Below are 19,400 nucleotides of genomic sequence, written 5' to 3'. Positions count from 1 at the left end.
CGTCGTTCATGGTTTTCCTTCGTGACGCCATCGCATCGTCGCAATTGGTGTCCAAAACCATTTCCAAGCTGCAATTTGCAGGGCTATTGTGGCCAAAAGGTGGAAAAACCGCGAAACGAAGGGGCATTGATGCAGGATTGTCGAGAAACCGGTACAAATCCGGTCCGTCTGGCTGTCGCAATGGCCGTGCTTTCGGTCGTGCTGGGCGTTCTCCCCTTCCTCAAGGGCGCCCTGATCCTCGGCAAGCATGAGGGCGATGCGCTCCAGCTCGCGGATATGGTGTTCCGCATCGCCGAAAAGGGGCTCCTTCCGCATCTGGATTTCATGACCCCGCTCGGGATCCTTTCGGTGCTTCCGATCGCGGTTTTCGTCAAGGCGGGTCTCGGGTTCGGGATGGCCTTCGCCGCGGCACAGGCGACGCTTGCCGTTCTGCTTTTCCTGCCGATCCTGCGGGTCGCGACCTCCCGTTTCGCCGGCTGGACGGCGTGGGCCTATGCGGCGCTGGTGCTGATCGAGATCCTCGCGCTCGTGCATGGCACCTCCAACGCGGCGATTTCGCTGTCGATGTCCTATAACCGTTGGGCCTGGGCGCTGAGTTTCATCGCGCTCCCCCTTGCGATGCTCGAACCGAAGGGCCATGCGCGCCCTTGGCTCGACGGCGCGCTGATCGGGCTGTCCTTCGCGGCGCTCGCACTTCTCAAGGCGACCTATGCGGTGGCGTTCTTTCCCCCGGTCCTGCTCATCCTGATCGCACGCCGCGGAAAGGTGATGATCCTCGCGGCGACGCTCAGCGGTCTGGCGGTTCTGGCCGTGACCACCGCCTTGCTCGGCACGGGCTACTGGGTTGCCTATCTCCGCGACCTGATCGACGTGGCGCAATCCGTCACGCGGGCGGCGCCGGGGCTTCCGCTTGCGGGAATCGTTGGAGCGCCCGCCTACCTGGGCGGGTCGTGGGTGCTGATGGCGACGGTGATCTTCCTGCGCCAGGCCGGCCGGCTGACCGAAGGTCTGGCTCTGTTGCTGCTTGCCCCCTCCTTCTTCTATGTGACCTATCAGAATTACGGCAACGATCCCCAATGGCTGATGCTGCTGGGCCTGTTCGCGTTCCTCCTGCGCCCGGAAGAAGGCCTCGCCAACCGCTTCGGCTGGCCCCTGCGGCAGCTTCTTCTGGTGAACGGCGTTGCCGCTCTGGCCTTTATCCTCCCCTCGGTGCTCAACATGGCGTGGAGCCCGTTGCGGCTCTTTGCCGACCACGCGACGGAGCAGGTGCCGCTGCTTCCCAGAATGGGGCCTCGGGGAAGCGACGTTCTGGTCGCCGCACCGCGTGCCTACAAGGTGGTCGTCACGCAAGGTTGGGACGACCCCGGCGAGCCTTACGAAACCTTCGCCGATCGCTATGAAGACCCGAGCAGGGCGACCGGCAGCGAGGGCGAGCCTCTCGAGAAGCCGATCGAGATCAATGGCGAGAAACTCCCGGGATGCGAAAGCCAGGGTGGTTTCAACGCGTGGTTCGAGAAGGCTGCGGATGATCTGATGCAGGCGGGCTATGCGGGCAAGCGCATCGTGACCGCGGATCTGTATTCAGCGCTCTGGATGTACGGGGATTTCCCGCCGGTCGAGGGGGCCGCGCCGTGGTACTATTCCGGCACCCCGGGAATGGAGAATGCCGATTACCTCCTGGTGCCGCTCTGTCCGAACATCCTTCAGTCACGCAACGTGCTCGTCAACACGGCGCTCGGGCGGGGGTGGAAACTCGATCAGGTGATGCGCAATCAGGCGTTCATTCTCTTCGGTCTGACCGCGCCGCGCGGAGGCTCTGACGCGCCGACGGCTCAGGCGAGCGCGACGATCAGCAGATAACCCCAGAGCGTGCCGACGAGCGCGAGGCCGAACGGGAAATCCTTGCGCTTCCAGCTCACCCAATCGGGCGCCATCGCGACAATGCCGGGCACCGCGCGCAAGATCCGGTGTGCGGTGAAGGCGGCGAGAAGAAGGACGCAGAGAAGAAGGATCGCGAGTTCGATATCGAGCGGCGCATGCGAGAAGAAGGGCGCGGCGGCCGCGGCGAATTTCGCGTCCCCGGCGCCGAAATGGGCGATCTGGTTGAGGACGAACCCGATCGCGAAGACCACCAGAGCATGGCTCCAGCGCCAGGCATAGGTATCGAGCGGCAGCAGAAACGGACCCGCAACTGCGAAGACCCCAAGGAGCGCAAGCACCGCCTTGTTCCGGATCTTCATGAATTTCAGATCGGTGAAGACGACCCAGCCGCAGATCGGCGTGATCAGCACGAGAAAGACGAGGGCAGAGGCTTGAGGCGAAAGGCCGAGCACTGGCCTCAGCCTTTCACCGCCGCCGAAGGCGTCGAGTCGAGCGCCTTGAGAGCCCGGTCGGCCTCGGCGAAATACTGGGGGTTGGTGTCGATCGCGTCCTGAAGCAACGATTTCCCGATCGTCACGTCACCGCGTTTGATCGCCGCGAGCCCCGCAGTGTAGAGCAGTTGCGCACGCTCGGTCTGCGTCATCTGGATCACCGGCAGGTCGTACTTGCCCTGGCTTGCGCGCGCGAGCACGAGATTGTTCTTGAAGGTGAAGCGCGTGGGCGCGTAGGTCAACGCCTCCTTGAACAGCTTCTCGGCCCCGGCGGGATCGCCCCGGGTGAGCTTCGAGAAGCCCCAGTTGTTGTAGATCGCCGCGGGTTTCGTGGTCATGCCGGCCGCGGTCTCGTAGAAGCTGTCGGCTTTCTTCCACTGCTTTTCGCTATCGGCGACCATCGCCTCGAGCCGGTAGCGGTCGAATGTCTCATAGGTGGGCGGGATCGTGGCGAGCGTCTTCTTCGCGCCTGCCCAGTCGTTCGAGCGGAGCTGCGCGTCGGCGAGGCCCAGTTGATCGTCGGGGGTCGCGCCCGGCATCGCGATCACCTCTTGCCAGACCTTCGCGGACTGCGCCGGTTTGTCCGCCCGGATCAGCGATTTCGCGAGGCCGCGGCGGATGTCGATCCGGTCGGGATGTTCCTTCGCGGTACGCTGAAAATAGGTGACGGCCTCATTCGGGTCGGCCACCGTCAGCATGATGTCGGAAAGGTTCGTCGCGTCGATGGCATTGACGCTCTTCATCGCGCGGGCGACTTCGGCGTCGTTGCCGTTGCCCATGCAGCCGGAGAGTGCGACCGCGCAGCCCGCAAGGGCGACAAGGAAGATCGGGTGGCGCATGTTTGTGCGTCCTTTTGCTCGAGCCTCAATGCTTCGTCAGCAAAAGGTAGTCGCCGACCCCTTTCCTGACGAGCTTGAACTGACTGTCCTGGGGGGGAGAGTAGTCGGGTTTCTTGAGTTTTGCGAGCGCCAGGCGCAGGTTTTGCCGGATCGCGTCCGATTGGCCACTGTCGAGGGCGAAGGCGGTCTGGAAGACCCGCGAGGCCTCGGGATACTTGCCCCGTTCCATCAGCACGACGCCCAGATTGTTCCAGGCGGGCACGAAGGTCTCGTCCACTTCGGTGGCCCGCCGCAGGATCATTTCCGCTTGATTGAGGCGTCCGAGCTTGAGATCCGCCGACCCGATCCCGGACAGCACCTCAGCGGTGGCCCCGTGTTCGGCGGCCGCCCGGTAATAGGCCTCGAGCGCTAGCTCGTATTCGCCCGCCGCCATCAGCCGGTGCCCGACGGTCAGGCCGTCGACCGCCGTGGCGTTCGGATCCGTGCCGGGGGGGTAGAGGCCGTCGCGTTCGGCCGAAAGGCCGCCCGGGGAACAGGCGGCCAGCGCGAGGATCAGCAATACGGCCGGGGCGTGGCCGCGATGCGGTCGAAACATCAGCCTACATGCCCATATTCTTGAAGTTCTCGAGCATATCATGGATCGAGGGGCCGACAAGGATGATGAGAAGCGGGGGGACGGTGAACATCATCGTGCCCAGCGTCATTTTCGTCGGGATCTTGTTGGCGGCCTCTTCGGCGCGCATGATCCGCTTGTCGCGCATGTCGGCGGCATAGAGGCGCAGCGCCTCGGCGATCGAGGTGCCGAATTGCTGCGACTGGATCATCACCGTCACGAAGCTCGCCACATCCGCCACGCCGGAGCGTTCGCCGAAGCGGCGCAGCACGTCCGCCTTTTCGAGGCCCGCCTTGATCTCGTGCGAGACCATCGCGAATTCCTCGGAGAGGGCGGGGTAGGAGGAATGCAGCTCGCGAGAGACGCGGATGATCCCCTGATCGAGAGACTGCCCCGCCTCGACACAGACGAGCAACATGTCGAGCGCATCGGGGAAACCGTTCTGGATCTCGTCGACACGCGCCTTCACGCGCTTGTTCACCCAGTATTTCGGCGCGTAATACCCGATGGCGCCGGGGATCAGCGTGGCCATGACGGTGCCGATCGTGTCCAGGTTCTGGGCGCTCGTGGTGTCGATGATGACGACATAGAGAGCCCCGATCGAGAGCAGGCCCAGACCCATCGCGAATTGCACGGCGTGGAAGGTCCGCACCGCATTGGCGCCCCGATAGCCCGCGCTTTGCAGCCATTTGCGGGATTCCGACATCTCCTCGGCGCTTTTCGGTTCGAGGAAGGACGCGTATTTCTCGAGCTTGTCCGATCCCTGATCTCGCAGCTTCTGCCGGTTCTTTTCGGCGGCTCTGCCATCCTTTCCGTCGCGTTCGTTCGCACGCGCGGCGTTCGCCTTGAGCCGGTCGAGCGGATCTTCGCGTTTTTTCAGCAGCGAGGGCAGGGCGGCGAGCACGAGCAGCCCGCCGAGGGCGGCCAGGGCGATGGTCGGACCCATCGGGCCGAGCGCGTCGGTCAGCATCGTGGTGATGGTGGCGAGAGTCATCGATGCCTCCTCAAACCTTGATCGTGGTCATGATCTTCATGAAGATCACGTTCGCGCCGAGAAGGGCGAAGACGACGATCGCCATCGGGATGAAGGAAGAGGTCCCTTTCACGTCGTCATAATAATGCGGCGATACGACCTGGATGATCACCAGGATCGCCACCGGGAATGCGGACAGGAAGACGCCCGACCAGCGCGGTTCCGCGGTGATCGCGCGCACACGGCGGAACAGCCGGAACCGCGAGCGGATCACCTTGGAGAGGCCGTCCAGGACCTCGGCGAGGTTGCCGCCCGAGGTCTGCTGGATCGACACGGCGACCGCGAGGAAGCGCAAGTCCTGCATGTCGAGGCGTTCGGCCATTTCCGAGAGCGCCTCGGCGATGTTGCGCCCGTAGGCTGCCTCATCCGCGATGATGCCGAATTCGGTGCCGAGCGGGTCGGGGATCTCGCGTGCCACCGCCTGGATCGCCGAGGCGAAGGGGTGGCCCACGCGCAGGCTGCGGACCATGAGTTCGACCGCGTCGGGAAGCTGTTCTTCCATCAGCCCCATGCGTTTCTTGGCCTTCGAGTTGACCCAGAAATAGACGCCGCCCACGCCCATGCCGACCGAAAGGATGAGCCGGATATAGATCCCGGCCTCGGAGGTGAGCGAGAGGGCGACGAAGGCGAAGAAGGACCCCATCGCCATGATCCCGATCAGCGCGATCGGCGAGAAGGCGATATTGGCCTTCTGCGCTTTCGAGGCGAAGAGGGAATAGAATGGGATCGTCCGCGCATTGGTATGCTGGCTGGCCTCCTTGCGCAGCCGCTCGAGCACCTCTTCGCGCCGGTCGCCGCGATTGAGCATCTCGAGGCGGCGGTTGACGCGCTTGTTCAGCGAGATCGACTTGCCGAAGACAAGAAGATAGAGCCCCTCGACGAGCAGCAGCACCGCGACGAAGATGAGAAGGTAGATGACGGGGGTCGCCATGGCCGCGCTCCTTAGTCTTGCACGGGTTCGTAGATCGAGGCCGGCAGGTCATAGCCCCATTGCCGGAACCGGTCGGAATAGTGCGAGCGCACGCCTGTGGCGGTGAACCGGCCGATGATCTTGCCATCGGGGGCAAGGCCGAGACGCTCGTAGCGGAACACTTCCTGCATCGAGATCACGTCGCCTTCCATGCCGGTGATCTCGGTGATCGAGACCATGCGGCGCGAGCCGTCCTGCAGACGCGAGGCCTGCACGATCAGGTTGACGGCCGAGGCGATCTGCGAACGCATCGCCTTCATCGGCATTTCGATCCCGGCCATCGAGATCATGTTCTCCAGACGGGCCACGCCATCGCGCGCCGAGTTCGCGTGGATCGTGGTCATCGACCCGTCATGGCCCGTGTTCATGGCCTGCAGCATGTCGATGACTTCCTCGCCGCGCGTCTCGCCGACGATGATGCGGTCGGGGCGCATCCGCAGCGCGTTGCGCAGACAGTCGCGCTGGGTGACCGCGCCCTTGCCCTCCACGTTGGGCGGGCGGCTTTCCATCCGGCCGACATGGGTCTGCTGGAGCTGGAGTTCCGCAGTGTCCTCGATGGTCAGGATGCGCTCGGAATTGTCGATGAAGGAGGACAGGGCATTGAGCGTGGTCGTCTTGCCCGAGCCGGTGCCGCCCGACACGATGATGTTGAGACGGGTGGCGACGGCGGCCTGGAGATAGGCGGCCATTTCCTCGGTGAAGGCACCGAAGCGGACGAGATCGTCGATCGCGAGCTTGTCCTTCTTGAATTTCCGGATCGAGACGAGCGAGCCGTCCACCGCGATCGGCGGGACCATCGCGTTGAAGCGCGACCCGTCGGCGAGGCGCGCATCCACATAGGGCGTCGATTCGTCGACGCGGCGGCCCACGGCGGAGACGATCTTGTCGATGATCCGCAGAAGGTGCTGCTCGTCCTTGAAGGTGATATCGCTCAGTTCGAGCTTGCCGTCGCGTTCGACGAAGATCTGCTGCGGGCCGTTGACGAGGATATCGTTGACCGCCTCGTCCTTCAGGAGAGGCTCGAGCGGGCCCAGCCCCATCACCTCGTCATAAAGCTCCTGGTGAAGCGCCTGACGGTCTTGCGCATTGAGCGCCACCGACATCTCGGTCATGGCTTCGGAGGTGATGTCGGCGATCTCGGACTTGAGATCCTTTTCCGAAGCGTGTTCGAGCGCGGCGAGGTTGAGGTTCTCGAGCAGCCGTTTGTGCAGCTCGACCTTCAACTCCTGCATCCGCTGCTTGCGCTTCTTCTCCTTGTCGGCGGCGACCAGGTCCGGAGCGGCCTTGGAGGGTGCGAGCTTGCGGTGGATCACCGTCTTGGGGGGGGCGTCGGCGACGGGCGCGGGGGCGGCCGCGGCGGGCATCTTGGCATCGCCCACGGCCTCTTTCGCCTTGGTCGGCGTCTGCTTCTTGTAGCGCGAGAACATCGAGGAGGACCCTTTCGCTTCAGCCGGCGGCTTCGGCGGCTTCGCTCAGTTCGACGAGAGAGCCCGCAAGCTTCAGGATTTCCTTGCGCAGCGGCACCTTCGGCGCGGTGAGGGCCAGCGGAAGGCCGTGATCGTTGGCCTGCGTGATCTGCTTGCCGCCATCCGACATCATCAGCTCGATCGAGATGTCGAGGCTTTCAGCGAGGCGTTTCACGCGGGCTTTCCCGTTCAGATCGGTGAATTTCGGCGCGCGATTGAGCACGTAGCGCAGCTTCTCGGTCGGGAGCCCCTCGGTCTTGAGAACGCGGGCCATCCGCAGCACGTTCTGTGCCGAGCGCATGTCCATCTCGATCAGAGCGAAATAGAGATGCGCCTTGCTGAGGACCGTTTCGGTCCAGCTCACGACGGTCGAAGGCATGTCGATCACGACGAAATCGAAATGCGAGCGTGCCATGTCGATCAGCCGCTCGATATCTTCGCCGGTGACCAGATCGAGCGGGAGCATGTCGGCCGGAGCAGTGAGCACGTCGAGCTTGTCGTTGAAGTTCAGCAGCGCCTGGCGGAACGATTCGCTGTCCATGTGCTCGGTGTCGCTGAGAAGCTCATAGATCATTTCACGGCGGGGAAGATCGAGATAGGTCGCCGTCGATCCGAATTGCAGATCGAGATCGAGCAGGCAGACGCGGGGCGATTCCCGGCCGTCTTTCTTCCGTTTCTTCTTGCCGTCATGGATCGTCGCCATCTCCCATGCGAGATTGACCGCGAAGGTGGTCGCGCCCACGCCGCCGGAAAGCCCGTGCACCGGCAGGACAACACCGTCGCGACCGCCCGTGGTCGAGAAGCTCGGGGATTGGACCCGCGGCGGAAGGTTGGGCAGGTCGGCGGCCTGGCCGAGGCGCTCGATCGCGTCATGCAGCGCGCCTTCGGGAAGCGGGTAGGGGACGAAATCGTCCGCGCCCTTGCGCAGAAGCTGGTGCAGAGCGATCGGGCTCACTTCCTCGGCGATCACGATGACGCGGATGCCGCGCTCTTTCGCTTCGGTGATGATGTTCGAGATCTTGTCGAGTTCGCCTTCATCCTCGCCATCGACGGCGAGGGCGATGAATTCGAGGCTTTTCGCATCGGGCTGGTCGAGGAAGATCACCGCCTCGTCGAAAGTCAGGTCACCCCAGCTTTCACCAAGTTCGGCTTCCATGTCCTCGATCAGGAGATCGAAGTTCGAGACGTCGCGCGATACCGTGCACGCTTGGATAGGCGCCGGCTCCGGGTTCATGATCGCTGCTGCACTCATAGACTATGTCCCTTTCTGACGGACCCACGATCGCCGGGAATTGCCACCACCCAGTCTGCGATGCGGGCCGGCACGACTCGGTAGCCGTGCGCTTTCTGCCGAGGATCAATCTGTGAGGGAATCTGGGCGAGATTGCGGCCACACTGTTTCAATTGTGGGGTTTTGGGCAACGATAGCGAAAATAAGGCGGGCTTTGTTGACCAAGCCCGCCTTCCGGAAATCGTCATGTCCGAGTGGGCCGAAACCCGCGTGAAAGGGCTCAGCCGCCCGGTGCCTGAACCTGCTTCGAAGTGGGGGTCGGGACCGCGGAAGCCACGTATTCACGGTAGATTACGGCTGCGTATTTGCCGTCGAGGGGGATCGCGCGACCGCCACGGATCATCCCCGAAACCTCGGTCACGGTGCGGCGGTTCTGCTCGTTCGGGGCTTGTGTGTAGACCAGCGGCTGTGTTTCTCCATAGGAAACAACCGCCTCGAGCCGGGACCGCGAAATACCCTGCGCGACGAGGAAATTCACCACAACTTGTGCCCGGCGCAGGCCAAGCGCCTTGTTATAGGCGTTCGAGCCGACGAGATCGGTGTGACCGTAGACCCGGAACCGCACTTCGGGGAACTGCTTGATCCAGTCGGCCTGACGCAGGAGCCGTTGCTGGGCCTGTGCGTCGAGCACCGACGAGTTGAACGCGAAATGCACCGTGTTGGGAACGTCGGCCGCGAACTTCCGCGTCATGTTGATCACGAAGCTCTGGTCGCCCGTCATCACCGCTTGATTATGCGCAATGGAGGCCCCGAAATTCGCCGTTGCGTCGACATCGGAGCCAGCCTCGGAATTCAGGATGCGTTGGCTCTCCGTACAGCCAGCGACGGCCAGCCCCGCGCTCAGGAGAATCGCAAGGGTCCGCATGTTGATCGCCCGAGTCATCATCGCTCACTCCATCACATAGCCGTAGGAGCCGGAGAAGTCCTGCTTGGCGACCTCCGCGGCGGGGCCCGTTCTGGGCTTGGCGATCGACCCTGCGGTCTTCCCGTAGAGGAAGAGATCCGATTCGGTCGGCAGTTTCATCCGGTCGGTGGGCAGGGTCAGGGCCTCGCCGCGGACCGGGGAAACCAGGTGCGGCGTGACGATGATCACCAGCTCGGATTGCTTGCGCTGATACTCGGTCGAACGGAAGAGCGCGCCGAGCACCGGCACGTCGCCGAGCCACGGGACCTGACTGTTGAGATCGTTGAAGTCGTCCTGCAGCAGCCCCGCGATCGCGAAGCTTTCACCGTCTCGCATCTCGACCGTGGTCGAAGTCGAACGCCGCTTGAAGGCACGCGGCGAGAAGCCGTTCTGGGTCGTGCTCGTATCGACGCTGGTGTCGATCGAGGAGACGGCCGCGGAGAGCTCGAGGTTGATCACGTCCCCGTCGATGACGCGCGGGGTGAACGACATCTCGACGCCGAAGGGCTTGTACTGAACGGCCACGTTGTTGCCGTCATAGACCGGAACCGGGTATTCGCCGCCGGCGAGGAAGTCCGCGGTCTGGCCCGAGAGCGCGGTCAGGTTCGGCTCGGCCAGCGTCCGCACGACACCTTTGGATTCGAGCGCCTGCAGGAGGACATTGAGTTCGAGCGTGCCGCGCACGAGCGACAGGCCGAAGCCCGAATCGCCGGTGGCGTCCGTCACCGGCGTGGAACTGACGCCGCCATTGCCGATACCCATCTGGAAGCCGCCGCGCGGGCCGACCGACGCGCCGATCGCCGCGCTCAGGCTTTTGGAGACCGAGCGCTGCATCTCGGCGAAACGCACCTTCAGCATCACCTGTTGCGTGCCAGCGACGGTCATCAGGTTGGAGACCTTGTCGGGGGCATAGCGTTTCGCCAGATCGAGCGCCCGATCGAGTTTCTGCGCCGAGGACACCGTCCCCGACAGCACGATCCCGTCATTGGCCGTGCGCACGTCGATGTGCTCGCCGGGCAGGATCTGCTGGAGGCGCTCCTTGAATTCGGCGACGTCCGGGGTCACCTGCACGTCGACATTCGAAATGAGCTTTCCGTCGCCTCCGAGGATCGTCAGCGTGGTGCGCCCCGGCAGTTTGCCGAGGACGTAGATCGTCCGGTCCGAGAGCGTCTGGATATCCGCGATTCCGGGATTCGCGATCGAGAGTTCCGTGAAGGGCGTGTCGCTTTCGACCACGACGGCCCGGTTCATCGGTACGCGCAGCGGCTGTTGCGCGCTGCCCGACATGATCCTGAGCGTCTCGGCCTGGGACGGTCCCATCGCCGCAACGCCGAGTGCCATGCCGAGAAGGCAGGCCTTGAATACCGTACTGAATTTCATTGTGACCCTGCCTCTCCGATCACGCCACCTTGCCCGAGCTCGACGGCAGCGCGTGCCGCTTCTTGATTTTCTTGCGTGAAATCATGCAGCAAGTGCGGATTTATTTCAATAATCAATGCATTGGGACGATTTCTTGATGTGGGCAAGGTGCCACAGACGCGAAACGGCCCCTTTCGGGGCCGCGCAAGGTGTTGATAAGTCGCAACTTCCCTCAGTTCGTGCAGGGGATGGGCGTCTCGACGATTTCGGTGCCTTTGCGGGTCTTGATCGTGCAGACCTTCTCTTTCTCGACCTTCTTCACCTCTTCCCGCTTGATGCCCAGGAGCTGATCCCGGTCAATCTCGACCGCGCCCGATTGCGCGGTATCGTGCATCCCCACCAGGGAAAGCGTCAGGCGGCCGGTGTTCTGTGCCAGGGTCAATGCCGCAACCTGTTCGGGGGAGACCTCGGTCGTGACGGTGCGCGCGATCTGCGTCGTCTCGGGGCGATCCGGATCCGTGTTCTGGTCGATCGCAATGAGTTTCAGGTTCGACTGGATCAATTTCGTGACGGGTTCATTGTTGATCGTTCCCGACCAGTAGACATCCACGAGATCACCCGGTCGCAGGAAGCCCGAGACGCCCGAGGTGACATCGACCTGAATCGTGAAGGCGCGCCGGTTGGGCTGAAGGCTCGCAAGGATGCCGGCATCCATGCCGGGGGCAGTGACGCGCGAGGCGAGCAGCATTTCTTTCGGCTCGAGCGAGCGCAACGAGGCGCGCGGGCGATTCGTCCCTTCGAGGAAGACGGCCTCCTTGGCTTCGGGCGTCCCCGCCTTCGCGGTGATGCGGGAGAAGGCGCCGTCCGGGCGCGCATCCGCCTGCATCTTGACGACGGCGAGGTCCTCCGCGGTGAAACGCTCTCCATATTTCAGCGGTTTCTTCACGACCACAACGTCAACGAGGCGCGGCGCGTTCTTCTGCATGGCGATCAGGTGATCGCGTTCAGCCTGGAACTGCGCAATCTGTCCCTGCGCCATCATCACCGCGAGCACCGCCAGACCGATCCCGGCGACGAGAAACAGGGCGAACATCAGGCGCATCGTTCTTTCCTTCCGTTGTCATTTTGGAGACAATAACGGGCTTATGGTCGTTTTATTTCACCAAAAAAGGGCGAATTCATGGCGTGGGTCGGGCCTGGGGGAGAGCCTTAGTCGGACGATCCGCTGCCGAAGCCCGTCGTGACAGTTTGGCTCCCGATGTAGTCCGCCACCTTTTTGGAGACTCCGCCTGTCTGCGTCCAGATCACGCCGCCCACGAGCATGCCGAGGGAGACGATCGCGGCGGTGAGTACGACCCAGTCGACCGTGACCGCGCCGTCTTCTTCTTCGGAAAGACCACGAAGACGATTCAGGATGATGCTTTTCATGACTTCGCCTCTTGAGTGCTGCGTCCGTTGGAGAAAATTCTTACCCTAGGTGAGCCTGAGAGCGATGGCCAAAATAGGGCGGTTCCGAGGAATATTCCGCTGAATTTTCGGGTTGTCTTTCGAAAACGAAGAAGCCGCGCCTTATGCGCGGCTTCCAGATACGATCACGCGACGGTTCGGCTTTCACCTGGCGTCTGCGTGAGATTTTCTGTTTATTTGAAGGTCGACTCGACGCTGGCGCTGCCCAGATAGGTGCCGATCTTGCTCACGAGCGATTGCGTGTTCGTACGGACCAGAGCGAGCGCGGCGGCGCCCAGGCCGACGACGGCCGCGGTCAGCACAACCCAGTCGACGGTCACGGCGCCGTCTTCTTCGTCGTGGAACTTCTTGAGCTTGAAGAATTTCATCATGGTTCTCTCCTAGGGTTCGGTTCTCTGCCCCGCGGGTCCGGTTGGCTTCCCATGCCGTGCTCCGTTTCGCGGTATGGCCTTATGAAGCGGGCGGATCGTGGCGCGATTTAGGCACATGCGCGGCGATTTCGCGAAAATTAGCATTGTGCAAAAAAATCAAATAAGACACTGATAAGTAACAATAATAGCGGTTTATGGCGTGTGATCCATAAGGTGAGCGGCCTGAAATCGTACAACTTTAAGGCGAATCGCGGGAGAGAATCGGCCAGATTTTCTGGAGTTTCGAGCGAGATTCGTGGATAAGTTTCGGAAAGGATAATTCACGCCGAACGGGCGGAATCGGGCAGGATGCGCTAATGGGCGCGATACGAGCGGTGATTTTAACTCTGTTTGCGGTCGCGATGGCCGTGCCCGCTTATGCGGAATCGGCCCTGTCCGCCGAGCCTTCCTACAGCCCCAAGACCGTGAAGCCACCCCCGCCGGGCACCAAACGGTTCATCACCATCCAGATCGATCCCGAAGAACAGAAGCGCGCGCTGGCCGCGATGGCGAAGGATCCGTGGACGCCGGTGACTCGCACCGCGCCGGATACGGATGGTGCGGACGACACCGGGAAAGCCGCTCTCGCCCGCTATGCGTGGTATTGGCAGAAGGTCTCGCCCCGGCTCGAGGATCGCCCGGGCCGGCTCGATCTGGCGCTCTCGGCGCTCAGCAGCGGGCCGTCGGGAAGCCGCGTGAAGGCACCGCGCCTGGCCGATCTTGCGGCGATTGCGCAACAGCATGGGCGCGCGATCCTCAAGGCGACGATCGGGACCGAGGTATCGCCGGCATTGGTGCTGGCGATGATCGCAGTGGAATCGGGCGGTCGCCACGACGCGGTGAGCCATGCCGGCGCGGTGGGGCTGATGCAGCTCATCCCCGCGACGGCGGACCGGTTCGACGTGGAGGACAGCAAGGACCCGGCGCAGAATATCTCCGGGGGCGTGACCTATCTCGACTGGCTCATGAAGGAATTCGACCGCGATCCTCTGATGGTGATCGCCGCCTATAACGCAGGTGAAAACGCGGTGAAGCGCAATGACGGCGTGCCGCCTTTCGCCGAGACGCGCGACTATGTTCCCAAGGTTCTCGCCGCCTGGGCTGTCGCGCGCGGGCTCTGCCTGACGCCGCCGCAGCTGATGACCGATGGCTGTGTCTTCCGGGTGAACGGATGAAAAAGGGCGACCCGAAGGCCGCCCTCTCATCGGGTATCCGTGCACGGGTCAGTTGACGATCGTCGCCTCTGTCGCGGAACGAAGTTCCTCTTCGCTCACCCCGTCCGCCATTTCGACGATCTTCAATCCGCCCTCGACCACGTCGAGCACGCCGAGATTGGTGATGATGCGGTTCACCACGCCGGTCCCGGTCAGCGGCAGCGTGCAGGCTTTGAGCAGCTTGCTCTCGCCATGCTTGTTGGTGTGATCCATCACCACCACCACGCGTTTCACGCCGGCCACGAGGTCCATCGCGCCGCCCATGCCCTTCACGAGCTTGCCCGGGATCATCCAGTTCGCGAGATCGCCGTTCTCCGCCACTTCCATCGCGCCGAGGATCGCCATAGCGATCTTGCCGCCCCGGATCATGCCGAAGCTCATCGAGCTGTCGAAATAGACCGTGTTGGGCAGTTCGGTGATGGTCTGCTTGCCGGCATTGATCAGGTCGGGGTCTTCTTCGCCCTCATAGGGGAAGGGGCCCATGCCGAGCATGCCGTTCTCCGATTGCAGCGTGACATGCACGCCCTCGGGGATGAAGTTCGGCACGAGCGTCGGGATGCCGATCCCGAGGTTCACATAGGTGCCGTCTTCGAGTTCCTGCGCGGCGCGCGCCGCCATCTGGTTGCGGTCCCAAGCCATGATTAACCCTCCCGCTTGCGCACGGTGCGCTGTTCGATGCGTTTCTCGTGCTCGCCCTGGATCAGGCGGTGCACATAGATGCCGGGCAGGTGGATGCCGTCGGGATCGAGCGAGCCGGTCGGCACGATTTCCTCGACTTCCATCACGCAGACCTTGCCGCACATCGCGGCCGGCGGATTGAAGTTGCGCGCGGTCTTGCGGAAAATCGCGTTGCCGGTCTCGTCGGCTTTCCAGGCTTTCACGATCGAGACATCCGCGAAGATCCCCTCTTCGAGGATGTAATGCTCGCCGTTGAACACCTTAACTTCCTTGCCCTCGGCGATCTGCGTGCCGTAGCCGGTCTTGGTGTAGAAGCCAGGGATGCCGTGGCCCGCGGCGCGCATGCGCTCGGCCAGCGTGCCCTGCGGGTTGAATTCGAGTTCCAACTCGCCCGAGAGGTACTGGCGCATGAATTCGGCATTCTCGCCGACATAGGAGCTCATCATCTTCTTGATCTGGCGCGTGTCGAGCAGCTTGCCCAGGCCGAACCCGTCAACACCGGCATTGTTCGACGCCACGGTGAGGTCCTTCGCGCCGCTTTCGACGATCGCATCGATCAGGAGTTCGGGAATGCCGCACAGGCCGAAGCCGCCGGCAGCGATCAGCATTCCGTCGAAGAGCAGCCCGTCGAGGGCCTCCTTCGCAGAGCCGTAGATCTTGTTCATGGATGTCCTCCGCTTGACTGCGCGTGAAAATGACAAGGGGGGAGGGGGGAGTCAATTGCCGCAGTGCGGCGAAAGTCGAATCGGCCCATGGTTTCCTGTGGCGACACGCGCCCTGAAGGCCACGCCGCCGGGTTTCTCCCGGCGGCGTGGCCGTTTTCGAAGGAATGGTTTTGAACCGCAGTGGAGAGGAGGAGAGCCGCGGCCCTCACTCCTCGGTTTTCTTCGCCGTCTTTTTCGCCGCCGGCTTTTTGGCCGTGCTCTTCTTGGCGGCGGGTTTCTTTGCTGCGGCTTTCTTCTTCGTGCCGCCCTTCTTCGAGGCCTTCGCCTCGATCAGCGGCAGCGCGTCCTCGAGCGTCACCGCTTCGGGTTCGAGTTCCTTGGGCAGGGTCGCATTGATCTTGCCCCATTTCACATAGGGTCCGTAACGGCCGGGCATGACCTGGATCGGCCCGCCATCGGGATGCTCGCCAAGCTCCTTGATCGGCTTCGCGGCGGCCCCGCGACCGCCCTTGGCGGCCTTCTGGGCGATCACCTCGACCGCACGGTTCATGCCGATCGTGAAGACCTCGTCGACCTCGGGCAGGTTCGCGTAGATCCGGCCATGTTTCACGTAAGGCCCGTAGCGGCCGATCCCGGCCTCGACCAATTCGCCGTCATCGGGATGCGGGCCGATTTCGCGCGGCAGGCTCAGCAGCATCAGCGCCTTCTCGAGATCGATCTCCTCGGGTTTCCAGCCCTTGGGCAGCGAGGCGCGCGGGGGTTTGGGTTGGTCCTCGGTCGGTTCGCCCTTTTGCACATAGGGCCCGAAGCGGCCCACGCGCAGGGTGATCGCCTGACCTTCGTCATAGCCCAGCACCTTGCCATCGAGCGCCTGCACCTCGTCATCGCCATCGGGCGCCGACAGAGGCCGGGTGAAGCGGCATTCAGGGTAATTGCCGCAGCCGATGAACGCCCCACCCGAGCGCGCCGTTTTCAGATGCAGCTTGCCGTTGCCGCAAAGCGGGCAAATGCGCGGGTCCGAGCCGTCCGGGCGCGGCGGGTAAAGATGCGGCGCCAGCACCTCGTCGATCTTGTCGAGCACTTCGGTGATGCGCAGCTCCGAGGTTTCCTCGAGCGCGGCCGAGAAATCGCGCCAGAAGCGTTTGAGCACTTCCTTATAGTCGCGATCGCCCGCCGAGATGTCATCGAGCTGGTCTTCCAGATCGGCGGTGAAGTCGTATTCGACATAGCGCTTGAAGTAATTGCTCAGGAACGCCGTCACCAGCCGCCCTGTATCCTCGGGGATCAGCCGGTTCTTGTCCTTGCGGACATAGCCGCGGTCCTGGATCGTCGTGACGATCGAGGCATAGGTCGAAGGCCGCCCGATGCCGAGCTCTTCCATCCGCTTGACCAGCGTCGCTTCGGTATAGCGGGGCGGCGGTTGGGTGAAATGCTGCTCGGGGGTGATCTGGCCCTTCTTGGCCTCTTCGCCTTCCATGATCTGGGGCAGGCGGTTGCTGTCCTCGCCCTCGTCGTCGTCCCGGCCCTGGTCATAGACCTTGAGGAAGCCGTCGAAGGTCACGACCGAGCCGGTCGCGCGCAGTTCGACCTGTTCATCGGCCGAGCCCACGAGAACGGTTGTACGCTCGAAGCGCGCCGCTTCCATCTGGCTTGCGATCGTGCGCTTCCAGATCAGGTCGTAGAGTTTCCACTGATCATCGGGCAGTTTCAGCCGGTCCGGCGATTTCGACATATCCGTGGGGCGGATACATTCGTGCGCTTCCTGTGCGTTCTTGGCCTTGTTCTTGTACATGCGCGGGGACTTGGGCAGGTATTGCTCGCCGAACTTGTCCTTGATCGCATCGCGCGCCGACATCACCGCCTCGGGGGCCATGTCGATGCCGTCGGTCCGCATATAGGTGATGTGCCCCGCCTCGTAGAGCCGTTGCGCCGCCGACATCGTGGCCCGCGCGCCGAAGCCGAACTTGCGGCTGGCTTCCTGCTGCAGCGTCGAGGTCATGAAGGGCGGGTAGGGATTGCGCGACGCGGGTTTCGCTTCGACCGAGGAAATCGAGAGATCGCGCGAGGAGATCGCCTGCACCGCCATCTCGGCTGCGGTCTCGTTCGCGAGGTCGTATTTCTCGAGCTTCTTGCCGCCCAGAACCGAGAGGCGCGCCTCGAATTCCTGACCGCGCGGGGTGGTGAGCACCACCTTCACGCTCCAGTATTCGCGCGCGTTGAACGCCTCGATCTCCATCTCGCGCTCGACGATCAGCCGCAGGCAGACCGATTGTACGCGGCCGGCCGATTTCGCCCCGGGGAGCTTGCGCCAGAGCACCGGCGAGAGGTTGAACCCCACGAGGTAGTCCAGCGCACGGCGGGCCAGATAGGCCTCGACCAGCGGCGCATCAACCTCGCGCGGGTGTTTCATCGCCTCGAGGATCGCGGTCTTGGTAATCGCGTTGAAAGTGACGCGGGAGACGTTCTTGCCCTTGAGCTTCTTCTCGAGCGCCTCTTGCAGGTGCCACGAGATCGCCTCCCCCTCGCGATCGGGGTCGGTGGCGAGGATCAGCGTGTCGTCATCCTTGAGCGCGTCGGTGATCGCCTTGATGTGCTTCTTCGAGTCGCTCGCGACTTCCCATTTCATCGAGAAGTCCTGCTCGGGATCGACCGAGCCGTCTTTCGGGGGCAGGTCGCGGACGTGGCCGAAGGAGGCAAGAACCGTATAGTCGGACCCTAGATATTTGTTGATCGTCTTGGCCTTGGCTGGGGATTCGACGACGACAACGGCCATAAGGGTCCTCACAATTCAACTCAGAAGGGTCTGGGCGCGGAACATGTGGGGGTTCGGGGGCGATTGTCAATGGAGCTCGCCCCGGCCCGTCCGGACCGCGATCAGGCGGGCCGGCTGATCAGGCCACCCCGATGCCGCTCGATCCGCCCGTCGATTTCAAGCGTGGTGAGCAGGCGCGAAAACAGCGCCGCGTCGATCCCGAGGTCGCGAATGAGCTGATCCTCGGCGGAGGGCGAGGGGCCGAGCCGGTCGAGGATCCGCGCTGTGATCGCGGCCTCGTCCCGGGGTACTTTCCGGGGCGCAGGGTCGGACGGGCTTGCGGCCTCGGCCCGAACGCGCGTTGCCTGCAGGGCCGACAGGACATCCTCGGCGCCGCGCACCAATATGGCCCCGTCCCGGATCAGCAGGTTGCACCCGCCCGCGCGCCCGTCCATCGGGTGACCGGGGACCGCCATCACCTCGCGCCCCTGATCGAGCGCGTCGCGCGCCGTGATCAGGCTTCCCGATTTCAGCGCGGCCTCCACCACGACCACGCCCGCTGCGAGGCCCGAGATGATCCGGTTGCGTTGCGGGAAGTGGCGCGCCTGCGGCTGGATGCCGGGCGGGGCCTCCGATAGGCGCAGGCCCTCTTCGGCCATCCGGCGCGCCAGCTCGGTGTTTTCCTGCGGGTAGATCACGTCGATCCCGCCCGCCTGGACGCCGATCGTGCCGGTCTCGAGCGCGGCCTGATGGGCGGCGGCGTCGATCCCCCGCGCGAGCCCCGAGACGACGCAGATCCCCGCCTCGCCCAACCCGGTGGCAAGGCGATGGGCCATGCGCAATCCGAGCGAGGAGGCGTTGCGCGCGCCCACGAGCGCAACCATCGGGCGGGTCAGCAATTCGATTCGGCCAAGCGCCCAGAGCACGGGTGGCGCATCCTCGATCTGGGCGAGCGCGGCGGGGTAGTCCGGCGTGCCGAACAGGAGCAGCCGCGCCCCGGCATGTTTTCCCGCCTTCAGCTCCGCCTTGGCCGCGGCTTCGGGGCAGGGGGCGTAATCGCTCACCCCGGCGGCGCGGGCCACTTCGGGAAGTGCCTCCAGCGCGGCCGCAGCCGAGCCATGTTCCCTCATCAATCGGTGAAAGGTGGCCGGACCCACGCGGCGCGAGCGAATGAGACGGAGAACCGACAGTTCATCTTCTTCCGTGGTGGGTGGGGTGAAGGGGGTGGGGTAAGAAAACAAATCTGTTTTCATCCGGCCCTCCGCCTCAGTCGCAGGTCCGTTATGCTCCGATTAGTGTTAATAAACTCTTACCAGAGTCGGGGCTGTGAGGCTTTCGGAGAAGATTTTCGCGTTCCCAGCAGGGGC

18 protein-coding genes are annotated in these 19,400 nt (G+C 63.5%); 2 read left to right on the top strand and 16 right to left on the bottom strand.

Features of this window, described 5'->3' with window-relative positions; all coding sequences use genetic code 11:
* The first annotated feature begins 180 nt into the window (after positions 1–180).
* Complete coding sequence (locus DW2_RS06720; protein WP_038144811.1) at positions 181–1,860, top strand: hypothetical protein; 1,680 nt, start codon at positions 181–183, stop codon at positions 1,858–1,860.
* On the opposite strand, the gene DW2_RS06715 is transcribed toward DW2_RS06720, so the two are convergent.
* From DW2_RS06715 to DW2_RS06660, 12 genes are all read right to left on the bottom strand, one after another.
* Positions 1,833–2,333: a prepilin peptidase gene (locus DW2_RS06715; protein WP_038144809.1), complete on the bottom strand. Its 501-nt coding sequence runs from the start codon at positions 2,331–2,333 to the stop codon at positions 1,833–1,835. The two genes, DW2_RS06720 and DW2_RS06715, sit on opposite strands and share 28 nt — an antisense overlap.
* A 5-nt stretch (positions 2,334–2,338) precedes the next feature.
* On the bottom strand, positions 2,339–3,211 hold the full coding sequence (locus DW2_RS06710; protein WP_038144807.1) for a tetratricopeptide repeat protein: 873 nt from the start codon (positions 3,209–3,211) through the stop codon (positions 2,339–2,341).
* Between the two features lie 25 nt (positions 3,212–3,236).
* The gene (locus DW2_RS06705; protein WP_038144806.1) at positions 3,237–3,806 is read right to left on the bottom strand and encodes a tetratricopeptide repeat protein; all 570 of its coding nucleotides are present in this window, start codon (positions 3,804–3,806) and stop codon (positions 3,237–3,239) included.
* 4 nt (positions 3,807–3,810) lie between these two features.
* A complete protein-coding gene (locus tag DW2_RS06700) occupies positions 3,811–4,818 on the bottom strand; it encodes a type II secretion system F family protein (RefSeq protein WP_038144804.1) in 1,008 nt (335 codons plus the stop codon).
* Between the two features lie 10 nt (positions 4,819–4,828).
* Complete coding sequence (locus DW2_RS06695) at positions 4,829–5,788, bottom strand: type II secretion system F family protein (protein WP_038144803.1); 960 nt, start codon at positions 5,786–5,788, stop codon at positions 4,829–4,831.
* An 11-nt stretch (positions 5,789–5,799) separates the two neighbouring features.
* Complete coding sequence (locus tag DW2_RS06690; RefSeq protein WP_038144802.1) at positions 5,800–7,254, bottom strand: TadA family conjugal transfer-associated ATPase; 1,455 nt, start codon at positions 7,252–7,254, stop codon at positions 5,800–5,802.
* 19 nt (positions 7,255–7,273) lie between these two features.
* Complete coding sequence (locus DW2_RS06685) at positions 7,274–8,545, bottom strand: CpaE/TadZ family protein (protein ID WP_038144800.1); 1,272 nt, start codon at positions 8,543–8,545, stop codon at positions 7,274–7,276.
* Positions 8,546–8,804: 259 nt separating this feature from the next.
* Positions 8,805–9,470 carry an OmpA family protein gene (locus tag DW2_RS06680; protein ID WP_156102908.1) on the bottom strand — a complete coding sequence of 222 codons (666 nt, stop codon included), beginning with the start codon at positions 9,468–9,470 and terminating at the stop codon, positions 8,805–8,807.
* 3 nt (positions 9,471–9,473) lie between these two features.
* Positions 9,474–10,868 carry a type II and III secretion system protein family protein gene (locus DW2_RS06675; protein ID WP_038144798.1) on the bottom strand — a complete coding sequence of 465 codons (1,395 nt, stop codon included), beginning with the start codon at positions 10,866–10,868 and terminating at the stop codon, positions 9,474–9,476.
* A gap of 211 nt (positions 10,869–11,079) precedes the next feature.
* Positions 11,080–11,949, bottom strand: a complete 870-nt coding sequence (gene cpaB, locus DW2_RS06670; RefSeq protein ID WP_038144795.1) for a Flp pilus assembly protein CpaB — start codon at positions 11,947–11,949, stop codon at positions 11,080–11,082.
* Between the two features lie 107 nt (positions 11,950–12,056).
* Positions 12,057–12,275 carry a hypothetical protein gene (locus tag DW2_RS06665; RefSeq protein ID WP_038144792.1) on the bottom strand — a complete coding sequence of 73 codons (219 nt, stop codon included), beginning with the start codon at positions 12,273–12,275 and terminating at the stop codon, positions 12,057–12,059.
* A gap of 212 nt (positions 12,276–12,487) precedes the next feature.
* Positions 12,488–12,685, bottom strand: coding sequence for a hypothetical protein (locus tag DW2_RS06660; protein ID WP_038144789.1), 198 nt, complete (start codon positions 12,683–12,685; stop codon positions 12,488–12,490).
* Positions 12,686–13,086: 401 nt separating this feature from the next.
* Here DW2_RS06660 and DW2_RS06655 point away from each other — a divergent pair, with 401 nt between their 5' ends.
* A complete protein-coding gene (locus DW2_RS06655) occupies positions 13,087–13,899 on the top strand; it encodes a lytic transglycosylase domain-containing protein (RefSeq protein ID WP_156102912.1) in 813 nt (270 codons plus the stop codon).
* 48 nt (positions 13,900–13,947) lie between these two features.
* On the opposite strand, the gene DW2_RS06650 is transcribed toward DW2_RS06655, so the two are convergent.
* The 4 genes from DW2_RS06650 to dprA form a co-directional block, all read right to left on the bottom strand.
* On the bottom strand, positions 13,948–14,577 hold the full coding sequence (locus DW2_RS06650) for a 3-oxoacid CoA-transferase subunit B (protein ID WP_038144783.1): 630 nt from the start codon (positions 14,575–14,577) through the stop codon (positions 13,948–13,950).
* Between the two features lie 2 nt (positions 14,578–14,579).
* Positions 14,580–15,281 (bottom strand): CoA transferase subunit A, encoded by a 702-nt coding sequence (locus tag DW2_RS06645; RefSeq protein ID WP_038144781.1) that lies wholly within the window; start codon positions 15,279–15,281, stop codon positions 14,580–14,582.
* Between the two features lie 205 nt (positions 15,282–15,486).
* The gene (gene topA, locus DW2_RS06640) at positions 15,487–18,054 is read right to left on the bottom strand and encodes a type I DNA topoisomerase (protein WP_038144779.1); all 2,568 of its coding nucleotides are present in this window, start codon (positions 18,052–18,054) and stop codon (positions 15,487–15,489) included.
* Positions 18,055–18,155: 101 nt separating this feature from the next.
* Positions 18,156–19,286, bottom strand: coding sequence for a DNA-processing protein DprA (gene dprA, locus DW2_RS06635; protein ID WP_051855554.1), 1,131 nt, complete (start codon positions 19,284–19,286; stop codon positions 18,156–18,158).
* Positions 19,287–19,400: the final 114 nt, after the last annotated feature.

The organism is Thioclava atlantica (assembly GCF_000737065.1).
Taxonomy (GTDB): domain Bacteria; phylum Pseudomonadota; class Alphaproteobacteria; order Rhodobacterales; family Rhodobacteraceae; genus Thioclava; species Thioclava atlantica.
Note: the sequence above shows the minus strand (reverse complement) of the source record. Positions and strands in the feature narration are given on the sequence as shown.